This is a genomic window from Kribbella sandramycini (genome assembly GCF_013131805.1).
Taxonomy (GTDB): Bacteria; Actinomycetota; Actinomycetes; order Propionibacteriales; family Kribbellaceae; genus Kribbella; species Kribbella sandramycini.
In genome coordinates this window covers 149,090-168,927 of sequence record NZ_JABJRC010000010.1, presented here as the reverse complement: position 1 = coordinate 168,927, position 19,838 = coordinate 149,090, and the positions used below count along the sequence as shown (strand labels likewise).

General features: G+C 68.8%; 15 protein-coding genes. 10 read left to right on the top strand and 5 right to left on the bottom strand.

The genetic code is table 11. From position 1 onward, the window contains the following. Window positions 1–3 precede the first annotated feature (3 nt). The 4 genes from HPO96_RS32835 to HPO96_RS32820 form a co-directional block, all read right to left on the bottom strand. Window positions 4–1,671 carry a hypothetical protein gene (locus HPO96_RS32835; RefSeq protein ID WP_171678290.1) on the bottom strand — a complete coding sequence of 556 codons (1,668 nt, stop codon included), beginning with the start codon at window positions 1,669–1,671 and terminating at the stop codon, window positions 4–6. Beyond that, window positions 1,664–2,485: a hypothetical protein gene (locus HPO96_RS32830; protein WP_171678289.1), complete on the bottom strand. Its 822-nt coding sequence runs from the start codon at window positions 2,483–2,485 to the stop codon at window positions 1,664–1,666. Before HPO96_RS32830 ends, HPO96_RS32835 begins: the two co-directional genes overlap by 8 nt. Next, complete coding sequence (locus HPO96_RS32825; RefSeq protein ID WP_171678288.1) at window positions 2,485–4,824, bottom strand: glycosyltransferase family 2 protein; 2,340 nt, start codon at window positions 4,822–4,824, stop codon at window positions 2,485–2,487. Before HPO96_RS32825 ends, HPO96_RS32830 begins: the two co-directional genes overlap by 1 nt. A gap of 157 nt (window positions 4,825–4,981) precedes the next feature. After that, complete coding sequence (locus HPO96_RS32820) at window positions 4,982–5,734, bottom strand: N-acetyltransferase (RefSeq protein WP_171678287.1); 753 nt, start codon at window positions 5,732–5,734, stop codon at window positions 4,982–4,984. A 57-nt stretch (window positions 5,735–5,791) separates the two neighbouring features. Between HPO96_RS32820 and HPO96_RS32815 the strand changes: the two genes are divergently transcribed. After that, entirely contained in the window at window positions 5,792–8,119 is a 2,328-nt protein-coding gene (locus HPO96_RS32815) for a hypothetical protein (protein WP_202886696.1), read from the top strand. Window positions 8,120–8,227: 108 nt separating this feature from the next. Then, a complete protein-coding gene (locus HPO96_RS32810) occupies window positions 8,228–10,384 on the top strand; it encodes a hypothetical protein (RefSeq protein WP_337796907.1) in 2,157 nt (718 codons plus the stop codon). On the opposite strand, the gene HPO96_RS32805 is transcribed toward HPO96_RS32810, so the two are convergent. Beyond that, window positions 10,369–11,388: a spore coat protein gene (locus tag HPO96_RS32805; protein ID WP_171678285.1), complete on the bottom strand. Its 1,020-nt coding sequence runs from the start codon at window positions 11,386–11,388 to the stop codon at window positions 10,369–10,371. The two genes, HPO96_RS32810 and HPO96_RS32805, sit on opposite strands and share 16 nt — an antisense overlap. Before the next feature lie 116 nt (window positions 11,389–11,504). On the opposite strand from HPO96_RS32805, the gene pseB reads away from it, so the two are divergent. The 8 genes from pseB to HPO96_RS32765 all read left to right on the top strand — a co-directional run bounded on the left by pseB (window position 11,505) and on the right by HPO96_RS32765 (window position 19,787). After that, window positions 11,505–12,488, top strand: coding sequence for a UDP-N-acetylglucosamine 4,6-dehydratase (inverting) (gene pseB / locus HPO96_RS32800; protein WP_171678284.1), 984 nt, complete (start codon window positions 11,505–11,507; stop codon window positions 12,486–12,488). A gap of 2 nt (window positions 12,489–12,490) precedes the next feature. Beyond that, on the top strand, window positions 12,491–13,615 hold the full coding sequence (locus tag HPO96_RS32795) for a DegT/DnrJ/EryC1/StrS family aminotransferase (protein ID WP_171678283.1): 1,125 nt from the start codon (window positions 12,491–12,493) through the stop codon (window positions 13,613–13,615). A 175-nt stretch (window positions 13,616–13,790) separates the two neighbouring features. Next, complete coding sequence (locus HPO96_RS32790; RefSeq protein ID WP_171678282.1) at window positions 13,791–15,143, top strand: hypothetical protein; 1,353 nt, start codon at window positions 13,791–13,793, stop codon at window positions 15,141–15,143. Further along, window positions 15,143–15,958 (top strand): hypothetical protein, encoded by an 816-nt coding sequence (locus HPO96_RS32785; protein ID WP_171678281.1) that lies wholly within the window; start codon window positions 15,143–15,145, stop codon window positions 15,956–15,958. The genes HPO96_RS32790 and HPO96_RS32785 overlap by 1 nt, the downstream gene beginning before the upstream one ends. Next, on the top strand, window positions 15,946–16,683 hold the full coding sequence (locus tag HPO96_RS32780) for a cytidylyltransferase domain-containing protein (RefSeq protein ID WP_238355752.1): 738 nt from the start codon (window positions 15,946–15,948) through the stop codon (window positions 16,681–16,683). The genes HPO96_RS32785 and HPO96_RS32780 overlap by 13 nt, the downstream gene beginning before the upstream one ends. Window positions 16,684–16,721: 38 nt before the next feature. Further along, window positions 16,722–17,543, top strand: a complete 822-nt coding sequence (locus HPO96_RS32775) for a class I SAM-dependent methyltransferase (protein WP_171678280.1) — start codon at window positions 16,722–16,724, stop codon at window positions 17,541–17,543. A gap of 259 nt (window positions 17,544–17,802) precedes the next feature. Further along, window positions 17,803–18,144 carry a DUF485 domain-containing protein gene (locus tag HPO96_RS32770; protein WP_171678279.1) on the top strand — a complete coding sequence of 114 codons (342 nt, stop codon included), beginning with the start codon at window positions 17,803–17,805 and terminating at the stop codon, window positions 18,142–18,144. 11 nt (window positions 18,145–18,155) lie between these two features. Beyond that, entirely contained in the window at window positions 18,156–19,787 is a 1,632-nt protein-coding gene (locus HPO96_RS32765) for a solute symporter family protein (protein ID WP_171678408.1), read from the top strand. Window positions 19,788–19,838 lie beyond the last annotated feature (51 nt).

Below are 19,838 nucleotides of genomic sequence, written 5' to 3'. Positions count from 1 at the left end.
GGGTCAGCGGCGCGGGCGCAGTTTGTTCGTGTACTTCCGGAGGGCCTTCTTCAGTTTGCGCGGCTTGCGGAGCTGGGCCACCCGGGCGACCTGACGCGCCAGCGCGTAGGTGCGAGAGCCGTGCAGCTTGGTCCGGTCCGCGGTGGCTTTCTGGACCTGGGCGCGGAGCTCGCGGATGCGGTTCTCGCGAGTCTTGAGGGCCTTGTTGCGGAAGTTGAGCGTGCGTTCGAGACCGAAGACGTGGCCCTGGAGTTCGTGCAGGTCGTGGCGGGCCCGGGCGGCGTCGGCGAGCGCGGTGCGGAGATCCGGGTCGGAGTGGTCCTGGGTCTCGAGGGCTGCGGACAGGGCCGCGGTGAGCTCCTTGGCGCGGGCCAGCTGGTCGGCGGCGATCGACTCGGCGTGCGGTGCGGTCGCTGGGGTGGCGGGGACGGGGTCGATGCCGGACATCGCGAGCCAGGCGGAGACCAGGTCGTCGCCGACCATCCACGGCGGCCAGGGGTGACGGCGGTGGTTGTCGATGAGGCGGTGGTGGAAGCGGAGCCAGGCGGCGGCGAGGAGGTCGGCCTTGTCGACGGGCTCGGGGTTTACCCAGCCGGAGACGCCGTGGGTGAAGGTGTCGCCGGTCAGTACTACGTCGTCCCAGCGGAGGAGGAGGTTCGAGCTGGTCGCCCACTCCCCTAGCTGGGCGGCAAGTTTGCGGAAGGCGGGGACGTCTTCAGCTGCGGCCAGGCGGAGGAGGGTGGTTTCCACGGTGACGCCGTCAGGAATCGTCACCGGGACAACCGTCGGGTCGAAGTACACGCCGGAAGGAGTTGGATCGATTGGAGCGGAGGTGATCTGCCAGCCGTGGGTGGTGCTGGTGGCTTTGAGGGTGGGGGTGTAGATGGCTTGGGGGGTGGGGGTGTTGCAGATGGCTAGCCAGGTGGTGGGGATGGCGGCGAGTAGGCCGGCGCGGCTGGCGGACTCGACGGACTCGGTGGGGGCGGCGAGGAGAGGGGTGGGGGAAGCTTCTAGGGCTTCGATGGCCAGGCGGGTGGGGAGGTGGCCTGGGCGGGCAGTGGCGGCGACTGTCGTGTCGATGAGGGTGTGGGCGGCGTAGTCGGCGTACACCGTGGCCGGCCACGGGAGGGCGGCGGTGAACTGGTCTACGGAGACAGGGCGGGTGTCGTCGTCGTGGAGCGGCGTCCAGTCGGTGTCGCCGTGGCGCAGATGGTCGGGACGCCGATCCAGCAGGTTGAGGACGGAGAACTCGTTCTGCAGCGCCAGCACGACGACGGCGTCCGGAGTGGCGAGTGCGTGGACGGCTGCGAGCCGCTCCGACCAGGTGAGCTCAGCGCTGTCGTAACCGAGCACTCGGTCCAGACCGTCGGTGGCAACGATGACCTCGAACGGCGCTGCCTGCAGACCGTCGAGAGCACCGGCGATGACCTGCAGGTTCGGACCGAAGGACTCGGCCAGGGACTCCGCGTCGGAGACCGAGCGGACCAGGACGGTGACGTCGGACGAGTGCACCAGGACGGACTCGAGCTGCAGCGACGAGTGCGGGCCGAGGACGAGGGTCCGGCGGTTGGCCGGGAGCACGTCGGCAAGCAGCGCGGCCAGCGCCGGCTGCGGCGACGTGTGATCCGTCCACGGCTGCATCTCACCGCGGACCACCAGAACCTCAGACACGCTCTCTCCAATCGAACAGCATTCGTAGTTCGGCGGCGGGCAGCATCCGGTCCCGGCCGAGCTCGATGTCGGTGGTGGCGCGGGCCGCCTCGTGGTCGATCGACGTGCCGAGCATTTCGGGCCAGAGGCGCTCGATCCGGCTTTGGCCGCCGAAGAGCGGGTTCTCGCCTTCCATCTCCATCGGGTCGCCGTAGACGGCCGGCTCGCAGCCCGCGGCGACGCCGTAGAAGATCGCAGTGGAGAGCCGGTTGGCCGCGACGCGTTTGTGCCGCCGTAGCTCGGCCAACTGCTTGTAGAGGAACTGTTTGTCGGTGCCCTCATAGGAGAAGCCACGGCGACCGAAGGAGACCACGCGGAAGCCGGCGTCCTCGTAGAAGCCGCGCACCTCGGGCCGGTCGTACTCGGTGTAGTAGAGGCTGAACGTGACCGGGCCGGGCTCGGTGTCGCGGATTTCGTCGATCAGGCGTTTGTGGTCGCCCTGGATCTTGCCGCCCTCCCAGCCATGGAAGAGGAACCACAACGTCCCCTCGCGCTCCTCCTCCTCGACTGGCGGGACCAGGTCGAGCAGGTAGAGGAAGGGAGCGCCGATGCTGTGGTAGTTCCGCCGGCCTAGCGCATGGCCGCGCCGCCGCGGCGCATCGCTCCAGGTGAACCGCCAGGCGCCGTCGTAGAACTCGTGCACCGGGTTCCACCCGCAGCCGATGTTCCAGCCGTGCTGCAGGTAGCCACGCATGCGAGGCGGCTGGTCGTACTCCAGACCGGCGTACCGCGCCAGGATGTGCGCCTGACCGTAGTAGTGGTTGTGGTGGTGCATCAGCGCACCTCTGCGTGCAGCGTGCCCGCATGTGGCCGGACGGCGAGGGTGTGCGCACTGCTCTCGACCACCAGCGGCAGCCGGCTGCACAGGAACGGCTCGCACTGGACGGCGTGCGCCGAGCCGTCCGGAGCGATCGCGAACAGGATCCAGTCGGCCAGTGAGGCTAGCGGGTCGACCGAAACGCGCCGCTCGCTCACTCGGTCGCCGACAGCGGTCAGCGCGTCCAGATCGGCCGCAGCGGACCATCCGTCGTCCGAGAAGCTCCGACGGCACGGTACGTCGATGTGGTCGTCCGACTCGGGCAGGAAGCGGCGCCAGGCGAAGGTGACGTCACCCCAGTCCGGACCGCGGGCCACCAGCTTGTTGCCTGCAGCAACCACTGAGGTGGCGGCGAAGCGGATCGGCGATTCGTGCAGGTTCACGTAGCCGCCGGTGGAGCGCGTCATCGTGATCACCCGGCCGCGCTCGGCATGCGAGATCGCCCGGTCCCCCGCCGTCCAGAGCAGCAGTTTCTCCTCGCCGGCCGGACCGCGCAGCCGGAAGGCGCGCGTCGTCCGCTGGCTGAACGGGTCGTCCGGGTTGGTCTCGTCGAGGATCGGCCGGATCGGCAGCCAGGCGGTGAAATCCCGCCCGTCGACCTTGATCGGCACCTTCTCCTCACCGCCGGCCACCGGCCGGGTGACGAACAACGACGGCTCGTCGAACGAGGACCGCCCGTGCAGCACCAGGGCATCCGGCGTGTGCTCGATCGCGGTCAACCGGCTCGGGTCGTGCAACCGGCGGATGGCGAAGCAGCCGTCCTTCCCCGGGCCGGGCTGGATCCAGCTCTCCCCGAGCCAGGCGCCGGGCGGCCAGCCCGGGCTCCCGGGGCCCTGCCCGCGCAGCTTGTCCTGACGCCGGAGGCGACCCAGCTTCATCCGGACGTCGAAATGCGCGGGGCCGGCCGTGCAGCGTCCGAGCAACTCCTCGTCGAGGACCACCTCGAACCCGACCCGGCTGTTCTCGCCGTGCAGATCAGTCGCGTCGAAACGGCGTACCTGCAGCGGGTAGGGCACACCAGCGATCACCAGGTCGATGCGCAGGCTGGACGACGTGCAGGTCTGCAGGTGCCGGACTTCGGCCGTGCCCTGCACCGACAGCTTCCCGTCGGCCCAGGTCACCGAACGCACGCTGGTCGCCAGCGTCAGATCCTGCTCGGCCACCCGATAGAGGTCCTGCGGGACGACGCCCTCCAGCAGACCTGGGTAGTTGAAGTCGTAGACCTTGCGGCGCCGGGGCAGCACGCGCGCACCGCCGCGCAGCCCGCCGTCCTCGCGGAAGATCGCCAGCCGCCGGAGCAGGTCGACGTCACCGGCCCGCAGCGCCGCGTGCTGGATGCGGTCGTAGCGGTGTGCCCGCTGCAGCGCTGCCGGGTCGAGTCGGGTGAGCAGCTCGCTGGCCAGCTCGACCAGCTGCTCCTCCTCACCGGCCGGTACGGCGCCGAACGCCATCATCAGCGTCAGCAGGTCGATCTGGGTGAAGTGGGCGTGCAGGCGGCTGCGGACCGCCGGTAGCGCCTTCTCGGCAAGGTCCATCACCATGCCGGCCGAAATGACCCGGTCGCGCAGGTTGCCGAGCTGGAACTTCTGCTGCGTGATCGACTCACCGGACTCGCGCTCGCGCCAGTAGTAGACCGGAGCGGCGATCGTGTCGACGGTGACGGCGTCCAGATGGGCCTGCAGGGTGACCGGGTAGTCCTCGTAGCGGATCGCGGGGAACTCGTAGCCGCGCTCCTCCCAGAAGGAGCGCCGGTAGACCTTGTTCCAGACCATCCGGTCCAGGACGAGGTCGGTGACCTCGGTGACGTGGGTGGCGAAGCGGTCCCGCATGAAGGGCTGGCGGTGCAGCCAGGACGGCCGGACGCCGGAGCTGTTGTTGAACCGCCGCGCGTTCCCGCCGGCGAAGTCGGAGCCCGTCCGGTCCAGGGAACGGATGAGTTTCTCGAAGCCGTGCCGGGTGACCAGGTCGTCGCTGTCGACGAACGTGAGGTATTCACCGCTCGCGTGCCGGACGCCGGTGTTGCGCGCCGGGCCCAGGCCGGCGTTGTCCTGCTGAACGATCCGGAAGCGGGAGTCCTGGATGCAGAACTCCTTGGCGATCACCGCGCTGTCGTCAGGAGACCCGTCGTCGACCAGGATCGCCTCGAAATCCGTCCAGGTCTGCCGGGCGATCGAGTCCAAACAGTCGCCGATGTACTCACCGACGTTGTAGAAGGGCACCACCACGCTGAGCCGCGGCGTCACAGGTGGCCTGCGGGAGATGTAGCTCGAGCGATAGCGGTGGTCAGGTGCGTGCATCGTGGTGCTTGAGCAGTGGCCTCGATGCGGAGCATCGTGGGCGCTGGGCAAGTGCCGCGAGGTGCGTGCCTGGGCGCCGGTAGCGCCGAGTTACATCTCCCGCAGGTCACTTGGATGGCACTCTCCTCGCGCGAGGGGCGCGCCCTGGCCGCGCGCCCTACGTAGCGGCAACGAGGTGGACCGTGAGGAGGTTATGCACGGGTTCGAAGCCGTAGCGGGCCCAGATGCGCTGGATTCCGGTCTGGTGCGCTTGCGTGGAGACGACCAGGCGGCGGGTGGTGGTGGCGTCTTCGACCGCGGACAGCAGGTGTCCGTAGCGGCCGCGGCCCTGCTCGGCCGGTACGACGCCAGCCAGCTGGATCTCGGTCCAGGAGCGCTGTTGGTCGATCGAGGCCAGTGCGAGCACCCGCCGGTCCGGACCGCGCAGTACGACGGCACCGGCCGCGCTGATGCGCCGCCGGGCCCACTCCTGCCGCCCGGCGAGGGCTACCGATCGGTCGAAGACCGGGTTGGCGCAGTAGTGGTTTCCGGAGTCGCCGAACACGTCCGCGACCAGGTCGTCCACGAGGACGTCGTCCGCGGTCTCCTCGTGTTTCGCAGTGAAACCGGCCAGCGGCGCCGGACGCCGGCCCTTGCCGACCGGGAGCGACCAGTAGACGACCGTGTCGGCCAGCAGCGCCCGGCGCGGCCCGCTGGCCAGAGCGGCGAACCAGGTCATCTCGCGCGCCGGATACCGCAGTACGACGACGTCCGCCGTCGACCGCTCGACGGCGGCAAGAACCTCGGCCAACGGCGTACCCGCGGAGGCCGAGACCGACATGCGGTCGATCGAGATCCCGAAGCGTTTGGCCGCGTCCACGGAGGGACGGACCGTCAGCTCCCCGGACTCGAGAGCCTCGTACCAACTCATAGTGAACCCACCGGCATGAGTTGGCAGCTTAGTCGCTCGGTGCCTAAGGTGCGTCAGGTGCCGACCTTGACCGGCCTCGCGCCGTGGGGAGTGGGCACGTCGGCACGTCCGACCGCCCGCCCCGGCCGGCGGACCGCCGTGAACCACGTTGTCAAAGCAGCAGCCGGTGTCGCACTAGCCGTGCTGGTGTTGTGGCTGATGGCGGGCGCAAGCTCCGCTGACAGCATCGTCGCCCTGGTGCGCTTCTGGCTGCTCGGAATCACGCTGCCGGGTGTCGTGCTGTGGCGGCTGGGCTCGCCGTTCCGGCACAACCTGATCGAGGATGTGGCCGCGGGGACGCTCGTCGGCGTCGCTGCGCTGCTCCTGATCTACATGGGCGTGTCGCCGCTCGGTTTGCAGCGTTGGGCCTGGCTCTGGGCGGTCCCGGTCGTACTGGCGGCGTTCGGCGTGCCGCGGTGGCGTCGGCGGGTTATGAGTCGGGTGGAACGCCCAGTCGGCCCGGTGACCGCGTGGCTGCTCGCTGCGGCCTGTGCGCTGCCGGTTTACGTGATTGCGCTACCGCGGAACATCGCACCGGCTCCGTACACGGATCCGGGCTACAACAATCCGGACATGGCCTACCAGCAGGCTCTGTCGGCCAGTGCGAAGTACGACTTCCCGCTGCAGGCGCCGTACGTGCACGGCGAGCAGATGGACTACCACTACTTCTTCCACCAGTTCACAGCGGCCGTGGCGTGGGCGACCGGTGTCGATCTGACCGACCTGATCTACACGATCGGCTGGATCCCGCTGACGCTGGCGGGCTGCGCACTGATCTTCGCGCTGGCCGACCGCCTCGCACCGGGCTCACGCTGGGTCGGTCCGCTGGCCATCGCGGTCGCTGCGGTCGGTGGAACCGTCAACGCCTACCCCGGGATCGGTCTGCCGCAGGAGAGCCTGACCGCCTATCTGTGGGGCAGCCCGACGCAGAACCTGGGCAGTGGGCTGACCGTGCTGCTCGCCGTCCTCGTCGTCGACCTCCTCCGTGGCTGGAACGGCCCTGGCACCTGGTTGCTCGCGCTGCTCGTCGCTGCGGCGGCGTCCGGTGCGAAGGCGACGATCTTGCCGCTGGTGCTGTGCGGCCTCGGGTTGGTCATCTTCGTGCAGCTCTGCCGCCGCCGGCTCGCCCGGCGTGCCCTCGTGCTGGCGGTCGGCGTGACCGGTGTGATTCTGGCGGCGATCGCGGTGGTGTTCGGCAACCACTCGACCGGGCTGTCACTCAAGCCCTGGGTCACCTTCGCCAAGACGGGCATCTACCCGCTGATCGTCTGGCAACGCGACTACGAGACCGGCGTCTACGACCACAGCTCGATGTGGATCAGCGCAGCAGTCACCTGCCTGGCCTGGCTGCTAGGTGCAGCTGGCCTGCTCGTTCTGGCCGGTACGCCGAAGCGGTGGCTGCGCGACACCGGAGTGGTGTTCCTGGTCGGGGTGTCGATCGCCGGCTTCTTCGGAATGGCGCTGACCGACCAGTCCGGCTCCAGCCAGATGTACTTCCACCGAACCGCCGTACCGATCATCGCTGTGCTGGCCGCGGTCGGCGCACACCAACTGGTCGTTGGGCGGCGCACGGGCCGACTGGTGGCCGGGGCCGTGCTCGGCGGGATGGCGGCGACGCTGGTTGCTCGGCGGCTCGTCAAGGCGATCCCGAGCGACGGTGAGCCGTTCCGGCGGCCGGACGCCACACTGACCGGGATTGTCCTGCCGTGGGTGCTGACACTGGTCCTACTCCTCGGCGTCGCGCTGGTTGCCGCTTTGTACATGCGCAAGCAGCCGGTCCGGATCGCTTGTGCGGCCTTTGTGCTCGCTGCGATGGGTGCCGGGTTGTTCCTGCCGCTGCGTGGGCTGCCGGAGATCCCGGAGGTGACGCGCGCGCAGCTGGATCGGCCGCTGACCGAGGAGATGCTGTTGGGGCCGTCAGCAACACAGGCGGCCGCTGCGCGCTGGCTGCGCGACCACACCGCCCCGGACGAGCTGATCGCCACCAACGCGCACTGCGCCGAGCGGAGCGCGATGGGCTGCGACGCCCGGCACTTCTGGATCGCCGGGCTGAGCGAGCGGCACGTTCTGGTCGAGGGCTGGGCCTACACCAACACCATCAACGACCAGGTGGTCTCGACCGCGCTCAACCCGAACATCCTCCCGTTCTGGGACCAGCCCAAGCTGGCCGAGAACGACCTCGTCTTCACCGCGCCCACCCGGGACAACCTGCAGAACCTGCGCGCCAAGTACGGCGTCCGCTGGCTGTACGCCGACCCCGGACAAGGGGCCGTGTCACCCGAACTCGACGCCTTCGCGACGCTGCGGTTCAGCGCGCCGGACGCGCTCATCTACCAGCTCAGATAGGCCTGTCTGGCAGACGCGTTTTCACACTAGGGTGTGCGCATGCGCGCACGGGCTAGGCGACGGGGGCCGAGAACGTCGGGGCCCTCCCTTTCCGGACTTCTGGCCGGAGTGACAGTAGGTCTCTTCACGATCGTGCTGTTGCTGCAGCACGCCAATGTCTTCGCGGTGACCCGGTTCGTGTTCTTCACCGCCGTGGTGGTCACGCTGCCCGGTTTCGCGCTCTGGCGGCTGATCGGCAACTACGGCCGCAACCTGGTGGAGGACATCGCCGCCGGGTTCGCGGTCGGCACCGCCGTCCAGATCATCGTCTATCTGGCCAGTGCGTCGATCGGTCTGCAAGCCTGGTCGTGGGTCTGGGCACCTGTTGCCCTGGTTATCGCATTCATCGACCGAGACGTCCGGGCGCGGGTGTGGCGCCGGGTCGAGACTCCGGTGCGACCGCTGCAGGCCTGGCTGCTCGCGCTGGGGACGATGACCGTTGCGCTGATCACCTTCCGCCGCGGTCCGGGCGCCTTCCTGCCGGCCTACACCGATCCGCTGCGCTCCTACCCGGACCTCGCGTTCCAGCAGGCGTTGGCCGCGAGCGCGAAGTACGACGTACCGGTCGAGGCGCTGTGGCTCGGTGGCGAGCCGATGAAGTACCACACGTTCTTCCACCAGTCCGCGGCCGCGACCGCATGGGGGACGCGGATCGACCTGACCGATCTCATCCACTCGCTGACCTGGTTGCCGTTGTTCCTGGCCGGATGCGGGCTGATCTTCGCGCTGACGACCCGGTTCGCTCCGACGGCCGAGACAGGCGCGACGTGGGCCGGGCCCCTCGCCGTACTGGTCGCTGGGCTCGGCGGTGTGGTGCAGCCGTTCGAGACTGTCGGTCTGAGTGCGATCTCGACCGCTGCGACGGCGTACATGAACCCCACGCAGAATCTGGGCATTCTGATGATCGTGGCGATCTCCATCGTCGCTGTGGATCTGCTGCGGTCGGAGTCACCACGGAGTCGGTGGGTGCTGCTTGTCCTGTTCGTGCTGATCGCGGCCGGAGCCAAGTCGACGGTTCTGCCCTTGGTGGGGCTCGGGTTCGCATTTGCGTTCGTTCACCTCGGCATGGTGCGTCAGCAGACGCGGACGGCGATGCTCGGCGGGCTGCTGACGTTCGGGGTGTTCCTGGCCGCTCTGCTGGCGATCTTCGGCGGCAACACCTGGGGAACGGTGGTGAAGCCGTTCCACACCTTTGTGCAGCTGGCGCCGTACGCAACGATCCAGTCCAGCCCCAATGCGCAGTTGCTGTCGGCACTGACCATGCTGCTCAGTTGGGCGCTGGCCGTCGGCGGGATGTGGTTCCTCGGCCGGAAGTGGCGGGATGTCGGGGTCGCGTTTCTGATGGGCTGCGCGGTCGCTGGGCTGCTGGCGACACTGCTGACGACGCAGGCGAGTAACAGTCAGCTGTACTTCGTCCGGACCGGCTTCCCACTGGCCGCAGTACTGGCGTCGGTCGGGCTGGCCAACCTGGTCGGGCGGCTCGGTGATCGACGCGGTGTGGCACTCGTCGGGGCCGCTGGGCTGCTCGGCCTGATCGGCTTCGCGATTGCCCGCTCGCAGACCGCAGACACGGCCGGCATCAAGAGCGCATGGGTGTGGACGCTTGCTGCCGTCGTAGTGGTCGGCGTACTGGTTTCCCTGGCCTGGAAGGGTTTCCGACGCCCTGGTCACGTTGGAGTGGCCTTTGTGGCTGCTGCGGTGACTGCTGGCATGGTCGGCGCGACGCTCGTCCCGCTGCAGACGATCTACTCCGACGAGGCGATCCGGGGCATCTTCCCCAAGCCGTTGAGCGGTGGCGCGACCACGGCGGAGGCGGATGCGGCGCGCTGGCTGCGGGAGAACAGCAACCCGGATGATCTGGTGGCCACGAACGCGCACTGCATCGTGCAGCGGGACGGCATGTGCGACAGCCGGCACTTCTGGATCGCTGCGCTCTCCGAACGTCGGGTGCTACTCGAAGGCTGGGCCTACACGAGTCAGGCGAACCGTACGGCGCTGATCAACAATGCCAACCCGGTCCAGGTCCCGTACTGGAACCGCGAGGTGATGGTCGCCAACGATGCTGCGTTCAAGGCACCGAGCGAGGCGGCCATGCAGCGGCTGCGGAGTGCCAACGTGCGCTGGCTGTTCGCCGACCGGCGGGCCGGTGAGATCTCACCACTGTTGAAGGACTTCGTCAGCATCCGGCACGCGACGCTGGATGTGACGATCTACGAGCTCAAGTGAAGGAGCGCGTCCGCGACCCGGGCGCGCCCTTGACCGTCCACCAGCCGCCAGCCGGCGGCCGCCAGCCGAGCCCGTTCCGCAGCGTCGGTCAGCAGTCGCTTGAGCACGTCCGCGGCAGCTGATGGGTCGCTGGCCAGCTCCGACAGCACTCCGACGCCGGCCGCCGTACCGGTCGCGATCGCCCGTTCGTAGCCCATCACCTGGTTGTCGACGACACACACCAGGCCGGCTGTCGCACCGAGGCACAGCAGCTCCCAGGTCGACGTACCGGAGGCACTGATGGTCAGGTCAGCCGCTCGGACGGCGGCGGCCAGCTGGTCGGTCGGCCCGATCACGTCAACGCGCTGATGTCCGCCGACCTCGACCGCAGCGACCTGCCGAGCCAGCTCCGGCGTCGGTGCGACCAGAGTCGCGGTGAACGGTACGCCGGTCGCGACCAGCGCCTGTGTCACCACCGGCCCCGCGCCGAAAGCATCCGTACCGCCGAAAAACGCAAACACACTCGGTACGCCGGACGGGCGCAGCACAGGCGGTTGGGACGGACGCAGGGCGCGAATCTCATCGCGGATCAGCACGTAGTCGAGCCCGGCGAGCCTTGACGCACCCGGCGGCAGAGCCGGCTGGTCCAGCTCCGCAGCGAGGTTCTGATCGACCAGCAGGTCCGCCTCAGCGCCTCGGAAGTCGCCGTCCACGATGGCGAGAGTCGGCACTCCGGTTGCGCGGACTGCGGCGTAGACGACCGCATCGAGGTCGTACGAGTCGAAGACGACGCCGTCGTACCGCTGCAGCAGCTCGACGTGCTCAGCCGGCGTCCAGACCGCGGGAACGATCGGTATCCCGCGGGCGGCGATCTGACCGGCCGCCCAGGGCACGGTATGCGCGTCACAGACGAATTCGACCGCAGTCCCCCGGAGTCGCAACTCCTCTGCCAGCGCCAGGCACCGCATCACGTGCCCGATCCCACGGCCCGGCCCGACATCGCAGCGCACCCCGACGCGTTCCACAGAGTGACCGTATCCAGCGGATTGAAGAGGTCGCTAACCGGGCAGCTATTGTTTCGTGTCGGACACCGCGGGTGTGGTGTCCGGAACTGTCCGTCAAGAAGGGGTTCCGCTCGACCGTGACCATCCTCACCGGCTCCGACATCCTCGTCACCGGCGGCACCGGATCCTTCGGCCGGGCGTTCGTGAGACACGCGCTGGACCGCCTGAACCCGCGCCGCGTCATCGTCTTCAGCCGCGACGAGCTGAAGCAGTGGGAGGTCCGGCAGCTGTTCGGCGACGACCCGCGGCTGCGTTTCTTCCTCGGCGACGTCCGCGACCGCTCCCGGCTGCTGCGGGCGATGCACCGGGTCGACTACGTCGTCCACGCGGCGGCGCTCAAGCAGGTCGACAGTGGCGAGTACAACCCGTGGGAGTTCGTCCAGACGAACGTGATCGGCTCCCAGAACGTGATCGAGGCCTCGATCGACTCCGGCGTGAAGCGCGTGGTCGCGCTGTCCACCGACAAGGCCTCCAGCCCGATCAACCTGTACGGCGCGACCAAGCTGACCGCCGACAAGCTGTTCATCAACGGCAACCACTACGCGGCGGCGTACGACACCCGTTTCGCGGTCGTCCGGTACGGCAACGTGATGGGCAGCCGCGGGTCGATCATCCCGAAGTTCCGGGCGCTGCACGCGGCCGGGCAGTCGCTGCCGATCACCGACCTGCGCTGCACGCGGTTCCTGATCACGCTGCCGCAGGCGGTCGAGTTCGTGGTCGAGTCGTTCGAGCTGATGACCGGCGGTGAGCTCTACGTGCCCCGGATCCCGTCGATGAAGGTGACCGACCTGGCCGAGGCGATCGCGCCCGGCGCGGCCATGCACGACATCGGCCTGCGCCCGGGCGAGAAGCTGCACGAGGAGATGATCAGCCCGGAGGAGGGCCGCCGCGTCCTCGCCGTCGGCAACCGCTACGTCCTCCAGCCGGACCTGGCGACCTGGGGGTACGTCGCTCCGTCCGCCGGCACCCAGCTCCCGGACGGGTTCCACTACGCGTCGGACACCAACGACCAGTGGTACTCGATCGAGGAGATCCGGAAGATCCTGGAAGTGGATCACTGAGCATGCTTCCGTACGGGCGGCAGTCGATCTCCGAGGCGGATATCGCCGCGGTCACCGCCGTGCTGCGGGGTGACTGGCTGACCACGGGGCCGGCGGTGACGGCGTTCGAGGAGGCGGTGTCACAACTGGCCGGTGGGCACCGGGCCGTCAGCTGTACGTCGGGGACGGCCGCGCTGCACATCGCGTACGCCGCGCTCGGCGTCGGGCCGGGGGACGAGGTGGTGACGACTCCGATGACGTTCGTCGCGACTGCGTCGTCCGCTGCGTTGCTGGGAGCGAAAGTGGTGTTCGCGGACGTCGACGCGGATACGGCGTTGCTGGACCCGGCTGCGGCTGCGGCGGTGACGACGGAGCGGACCAAGGTGATCGCTGCGGTCGACTATGCGGGGCAGGCGGCTGACTACAGCGCGCTGCAGGCGGTGGCTGACGCGGTGGGGGCGCGGACGGTGGCTGACGCGGCGCACTCGGTCGGCGGGCGTGCTGATGGGCGTCCGGTTGGCGATCTGGCTGATGTGACGACCATGTCGTTCTTTCCGACGAAGAACCTGACTACGGGTGAGGGCGGCGCAGTCGTCTGCAAGGACCCGGCGGTGGCGCAGTGGGCGCACGAATTCCACTTCATCGGCCTGGTGCGGGATCCGGAGCGGTTCGAGATCGCTGATGAAGGGCCGTGGCACCAGGAGGTGCACGAGTACGGCGTGAACTACCGGCTGACCGATCTGGGCGCTGCGCTCGGGTTGTCGCAGCTGGCGCGGCTGGAGGGGTTCAAACAGCGGCGGGCCGAGATCACAGCGCGCTACAACGCGGCGTTCGCCGGGGCGGACGGCCTGCGGACGCCGGTACAGCGTGCTGGTGTCGACCCGATGTGGCATCTGTACCCGGTGCGCGTGCTGGACGGGCGGCGGCGGGAGGTGTTCGAGGCGATGCGGGCGGCTGGGATCGGCGTCCAGGTGAACTACATCCCCGTCTACTGGCATCCTGTCTTCGCACGGCAGGGCTACCGCCGCGGCCTGTGCCCGAACGCGGAGGCCTTCTACGCCGAGGAGCTCTCCCTCCCGCTCTACCCGGACCTCACCGACAACGACGTCGACCGGGTGATCGACACGCTACTCAGACTGGTTGGCTAGTGACCCGGAAATGGTGTGAGTTGAACGATGGCAGCGTCCAGGTGCGTGCATCGCAAGGCGGAGGAGTGCCCTCGATGCGGTGTTCATCGTGGGTGCTCCTCCAACGCAGCGAGGTGCGTGCCTGGGCGGTGCCAGCGTCAACTCACGCCATTTCCGGGGCACTAAAGTGACAGATGTGACCCGATCGAACCTGGTCGGCGGAGAGATGCTCAACTGGTCGGATCTGCACCCGGCGGACGCCCGCCCCGCAGCCACCGGCCCGGCGGCCGCGGCCCTCCTCGCCGCCGCTGTCCACCCCGGCGACACCGTCCTCGTCGCCGGCCCGCACGCGCACCACCTGTACGCCGACCTGGCGCCCGCGGCCGCCGTCGACATCCTCGTCCGCTCCGCCCCGGACGCCGAGGAGCTCGCCGAAACCCTCGGCGCCGAGAAGACCCAGGTCTACTGCGGCTCCCTCGACCGCTTCACCAGCACCGAGACCTACGACCTGATCGTCGCCCTCGACGGCCTCGAACGTCTCGTCGGCCCCGACACCCCGACCCTCCCCTGGTCCGAAGCCCTCGCCGAACTCCGCACCCGCCTCGCCCCCGGCGGCCGCTTGTTGCTAGGCGCAACAAACCCCTTCAGCATCAACAACCTGATCCAACCCGACATCACCGCCGCCCTCCCCCGCGACGAAGACTGGGGCCGGTCAGTAGTAGACGCACCTCCCGCAGGCCTCAAACCGCTGATGAACATGTTGTCGGCGGCGGACATCACGCCGACTGCGACCTACGGGGTGTTTCCGTCGTTGACCGATGCCGAGGTGGTTGTTGACGGTGACAACCAACTGGGGGCTGCGGCGGCGGGTAGGGTGCTGGCGGCAACCAATGCTGGGCCGGTGCTGCGGGATCCGTATCGGGTGGTGATGGATGCGGCGGCGGGTGGGTTGTTGGTGGCATTGGCGCCGGCTTGGTATGTGGTCGTCGGTGCGGTGGCGGCGTTCGAGTCGGGCGAGGGGGAACTGCTCGAGGAGCGGTTGGTGCGGGCTTTGCGGGTGGATGACCAGGCGGCGTTGCGGCGTGAGGTTGTCGGGTATGTGGAGTGGTTGCGGACGACGGAGACGCCTGGGTCGCCGGAGAACGTGATTGTGGTGGACGGCGCTTATCGGCTGCATGGTGAGGGGCTGGTGGGGGTTGAGGCCGCGTTGGAACGGTTTGTGGAGCGGGTGTTGCAGGCTGGCGTGCGGGTGCCTTGGCCGGCGGGCGGGGACGGGCGGGAGTTGACGGCGCGGCTGGCGTCGATGGCGGGGGTCACGTTGACGCCGTCCGAGAACCTCGAAGTGACCAGGCCGCTGGGGAGTGCGGAGCAGCTGGCGACGGTGGCTCGGTTGGCGGACGAGTTGGCGCATGCGAGTGCGCGGGCGATCCTGTTCGAGGGGACCGTCAGCGGGATTCGGCGATCGGTGGCTTATCGGGTCGGGCATGCGGTGCTGAACCCGGCGCGGGTGATCCGGCGGCGGATCAAGCGCGTGTTGCGGAGGCGCTGATGCACCACGCCAACCACTTCTACGGGCATGCGAACGTGCTGGCGGCGTACGCCGGGCTGCGCAAGCCGCCGCGGATCTGGGGTTACCTACAGCACGGGTGGAACATCCTCGACGGATTCGCGCACGGCACGAACTTCGCGCCCGGCATGCCGAAGTACGTGTGGTCGGAGGCCGTCCGCCGCCGCGGACAGTCGATGGGCCTGCGCAACTACTCGGTGATCGGCTCGGTCTGGCTCTACCTGCTCGAAGTGCACCCCGAGCTGGCAGCCCCGGCGAAGAACGCGAAAGGCACGCTGTTCTACCCGTTCCACGGCTGGGAAGGCCAGCATGTACTCGGCGACCACGGCAGAATCGTTGCCTCGATCAACGAGCACGAGACCGGCCCGGTGACCGTCTGCCTGTACTGGAACGAATACCAGCAGCCCGCCATCCGCAAGGTCTACGCGGACGCCGGCTTCCGCGTCATCACCCACGGGTACCGCGGCCTGCACTGGCGCAAGACCGACGCCAAGTTCCTGGTCAAACAGCTCCGCGAGCTGCGCGGGCACACCCGCGTCGCCTCCAACCGGCTCAGCTCCGCCGTCCTGTACGGCGCCTCGATCGGCCTGCAGCCCGGCGTGTACGGCGATCCGATGGTCCTGGAGAACGAACATCCGTCCTTCGGCGGCCAGGCCCGGATCAAACGGCTGTGGCCCGAAATGGACCAGCCCTTCGTCCCGCTCTCGACCGCCCGGGAGTTCACCAACACCGAACTGGGAGTCGACCACGTCGTCTGCCCCGCGGAGATCCGGGAGCTGTTCCGATGGAACGACTGAAGATCGGCATCGTCACCCAGGTCCGCGTGACGAGCTCGCGGCTACCGGCCAAGGTGCTGCTGACCGCCGCCGGCCGGACCTTCCTCGAACACCACCTGGAACGGCTCCGCGCGACCGGCCTCCCGGTCGTGGTCGCCACGACGACCAACTTCAACGACGACGTCGTGCTGGCCGTCGCGAAAGAGGCCGACGTCCCGGTCTTCCGCGGCTCCGAGGACGACGTGCTCAGCCGGTTCGCCGGGGCGGCCCGGGAGCACGCGCTGGACGCCGTCGTCCGCGTCACCTCCGACTGCCCGCTGATCGACCCGGCGGTCGTTGCCGCGGGCGTCGACCGCTGGCGGGCCGAGGCCGACCCGGATCTCTACCTGTCGAACTGCCTGGAGCGCAGCTACCCGCGCGGGATGGACTACGAGATCTTCTCCGCGGCCCGGCTGTACGACGCCGAGGCCAAGGCGACCCTCCAGGCCGACCGCGAGCACGTCACGCCGTACCTGCACCAGAACCGCTCCGGCGAGATGCGCCTGCTCAACCTGGCCTGGTCCGGCGGCGGCGCGCAGTACCGGCTCACCCTCGACACCCCGGACGACTGGAAGTTGCTCGATGCCCTGATCGAGGAGCACGGCGGCAGCGACCTGAACTGCGCCCAGCTCGTCCAGCTACTGGACGCACATCCCGAGCTGGCCGCGCTCAACGCGCACATCGAACAGAAGAAGCTCGGCGAGTAACAGCGCGCAGGGTCGCGGCTACGGCATGATTTACGGTGATGACCACCGATGAGCCGGCTCTGAGCCCGAACGACGCGGCCCGCGCGACGTCGTTCGGCGCTGTCGCGAGCGCGTACGACGCCGGCCGGCCGACCTTTCCGGTCGACGCCCTGACCTGGATCCTCGGCCCCGGCCGGGGTCTGCAGGTGCTCGACCTGGGCGCCGGGACGGGCAAGCTGGCCGCCGTCGCGGCCGAGCTCGGGCACGACGTGGTGGCCGTCGATCCGTCCGAGGAGATGCTTTCGGTCTGCCGGCAGCGGCCCGGGATCGACACCATGGTCGGGGCGGCCGAGTCGATCCCGCTGGCGCACGCGTCGGTCGACGCGGTCATCGTCGGCCAGGCCTTCCACTGGTTCGACCACTCCCGCGCGCTCCCCGAGATCGCCCGGATCCTGCGCCCGAACGGCGTCCTCGGCCTGCTCTGGAACAACTACGACACCGTCGTCCCGTGGGTCCGCCGGGTGCACCGCGCGATCATGGGCGAGGACTTCGGCGCCCCGGGCGCGGACGCGTTCGACCCGATGCCGATCCTGCTCCAGTCCGATCTGTTCGCGGGGGTCGAGACGGCCCGGTTCAAGCACTGGCAGGATCTCGACCGCGGCGGCCTGCGCCAGCTCGCGCTCTCGCACTCGCGAGTTGCGGTGCTGACCGAATCCCGCCGGGAGTCCGTTCTCGAGCAGGTCGACTCCGTTTACGAGACGTCGGCCCGCCCGCCGGAGCCGTTGCGGATGCCGTACATCACCGGCTGTTACCGCACCAGGCCGAGCGACCTGGCCAACTACCGCCGCACCCTCGACGCCCCGGTCGCCCCACACCTCTAGGGCGTGTCTCTCGATTCCACGCCGTAGCGAGCATGTGCTCGGTGCGGTAGCTCGGTGTGCGGGGGCGGAGGGTTCGATGCGGAGCATCGTGCCCTTTGCACCCGTGCGGCGAGGTGCCGTGCCGAGTGCAGCGCAGTAGGCGTGGGATCGAGAGACGCGCCCTGAAAACATTTTGGTTGCGGACACGCCCTATAAGTCACAAATGGGTTCCCGGACGCTAACGTGCATCTGTTCGCGTCGCCGATCATGAGGGGAACGCATGGACGAGGACGTCGTACGCGAGCGGGACGCCCGCGCCTACGAGGCCGTGCACGACGCGGCCGACTTCAAGGAACTGAAGCGGCGGTACAAGAACTTCGTGGTGCCGTGGACGATCACCTTCATGGTCTGGTACTTGGCCTACGTGGCCTGTAACAACTGGGCCCGCGGCTTCATGAACACCGAGGTGATCGGCAACATCAACGTCGCGCTGGTCTTCGGGCTGCTGCAGTTCGTGTCGACGTTCGTGATCGCCGCGCTCTACGGCCGGTTCGCGAACCGCAAACTCGACCCGCTGGCCGCCGGCCTGAATGCCAAGTTCAAGAGGGAGCGCCGCCGGTGAGCCTGATCCCGATGCTGATCCCGCTGGCGGACGGCGAACCCGGCAACCGGGTGCTGACGCTGTCGCTGTTCTCGGCCGTGGTCGCCGTGACGCTGTACATCACCTGGTGGGCGTCCCGGCAGAACAAGAGCGCCGCCGACTACTACGCCGGCGGACGTAACTTCAGCGGCGCGCAGAACGGCCTGGCCGTGGCCGGCGACTACATGTCGGCCGCCTCGTTCCTCGGCATCTCCGGCCAGATCGCCCTCTACGGCTACGACGGCTTCCTGTACTCGATCGGCTTCCTGGTGGCCTGGCTGGTCGCGCTGCTGCTCGTCGCCGAGCTGCTGCGGAACTCCGGCCGGTTCACGATGGCCGACCAGCTCGCGTTCCGGATGAAGCAGAAGCCGGTCCGGACGGCGGCCGCGACGTCCACGATCGTGGTGTCGATCTTCTACCTGCTGGCCCAGATGGTCGGCGCCGGCTCGCTCGTCGGGCTGCTGCTCGGGGTGAAGGGCGAAGGCGTCAAGGCGGCCGTCATCATCCTGGTCGGCGCGCTGATGATCGTCTACGTGACGATCGGCGGGATGAAGGGCACCACCTGGGTGCAGATCGTGAAGGCCGTGCTGCTGATGACCGGCACCGTGCTGATCACGTTCCTGGTGCTGCTGAAGTTCAACTTCAACATCTCCGACCTGCTCGGCGCCGCGTCGGAGAAGTCCGGTAAGGGGCAGTCGTTCCTGCAGCCGGGCCTGCTCTACGGCAAGGACCTGATCGGCCAGATCGACTTCCTGTCCCTCGGCCTCGCGCTCGTACTCGGCACCGCGGGTCTGCCGCACATCCTGATCCGGTTCTACACCGTGCCGGACTCGCGGTCTGCGCGGCGTTCGGTGCAATGGGCGATCGGCCTGATCGGCGCCTTCTACCTGATGACGCTGGCCCTCGGCTTCGGCGCGGCGGCCCTGCTGAACACGGCGAAGGGCTCGGCGGTGGAGGCCTCGAAGGGTAACGTCGCCTCGCCGGAGCTGGCCGAGGCGGTCGGCGGCGGCGCCGGGTCGCTCGGCGGCTCGATCCTGCTGGCGCTGATCGCGGCGGTCGCGTTCGCGACCATCCTCGCGGTGGTCGCCGGGCTGACGCTCACCTCGGCGTCCTCGTTCGCGCACGACCTGTACGCGAACGTGATCGCGAAGACCAAGCCGTCGGAGAAGAGCGAGCTGCGGGTCGCCCGGTTCGCGGCAATCGGGATCGGCGCGGTCGCGATCGCGCTGGCGATCCCGGCGCAGAAGCTGAACATCGCGTTCCTGGTCGCGCTGGCCTTCGCGGTAGCCGCCTCGGCGAACCTGCCGTCGCTGCTGTTCAACCTGTTCTGGCGGCGGTTCAACACCTCCGGCGCGGTCTGGAGTATCTACGGCGGTCTGGTCTCGGCCGTGGTGCTGGTGATCTTCTCGCCGGTCGTCTCCGGGAAGCCGACGTCGATGATCACCGGCGCCGACTTCGCCTGGTTCCCGCTGTCGAACCCGGGCATCGTGTCGATCCCGCTCGGGTTCCTGTTCGGCGTCCTCGGCACCTACCTCGGCAAGGACCGCTCCAGCGAGGAGCGGTACAACGAGCTGTCGGTCCGCGCGCTCACCGGCGCGGGCGCGGAAGGCGCCACCAAGCACTGACCGCAACACCTCGAGGGCCGGTCCGCAGACTGCGGACCGGCCCTTTTGCTG

Bases quoted from the DNA above. Each gene is read 5' to 3' on its own strand.
- HPO96_RS32830 (WP_171678289.1), bottom strand. From the start codon at position 2,485: ATGCACCACCACAACCACTACTACGGTCAGGCGCACATCCTGGCGCGG.
- HPO96_RS32825 (WP_171678288.1), bottom strand. From the start codon at position 4,824: ATGCACGCACCTGACCACCGCTATCGCTCGAGCTACATCTCCCGCAGG.
- HPO96_RS32820 (WP_171678287.1), bottom strand. From the start codon at position 5,734: ATGAGTTGGTACGAGGCTCTCGAGTCCGGGGAGCTGACGGTCCGTCCC.
- HPO96_RS32795 (WP_171678283.1), top strand. From the start codon at position 12,491: ATGCTTCCGTACGGGCGGCAGTCGATCTCCGAGGCGGATATCGCCGCG.
- HPO96_RS32785 (WP_171678281.1), top strand. From the start codon at position 15,143: ATGCACCACGCCAACCACTTCTACGGGCATGCGAACGTGCTGGCGGCG.
- HPO96_RS32780 (WP_238355752.1), top strand. From the start codon at position 15,946: ATGGAACGACTGAAGATCGGCATCGTCACCCAGGTCCGCGTGACGAGC.
- HPO96_RS32775 (WP_171678280.1), top strand. From the start codon at position 16,722: ATGACCACCGATGAGCCGGCTCTGAGCCCGAACGACGCGGCCCGCGCG.
- HPO96_RS32770 (WP_171678279.1), top strand. From the start codon at position 17,803: ATGGACGAGGACGTCGTACGCGAGCGGGACGCCCGCGCCTACGAGGCC.
- HPO96_RS32765 (WP_171678408.1), top strand. From the start codon at position 18,156: ATGCTGATCCCGCTGGCGGACGGCGAACCCGGCAACCGGGTGCTGACG.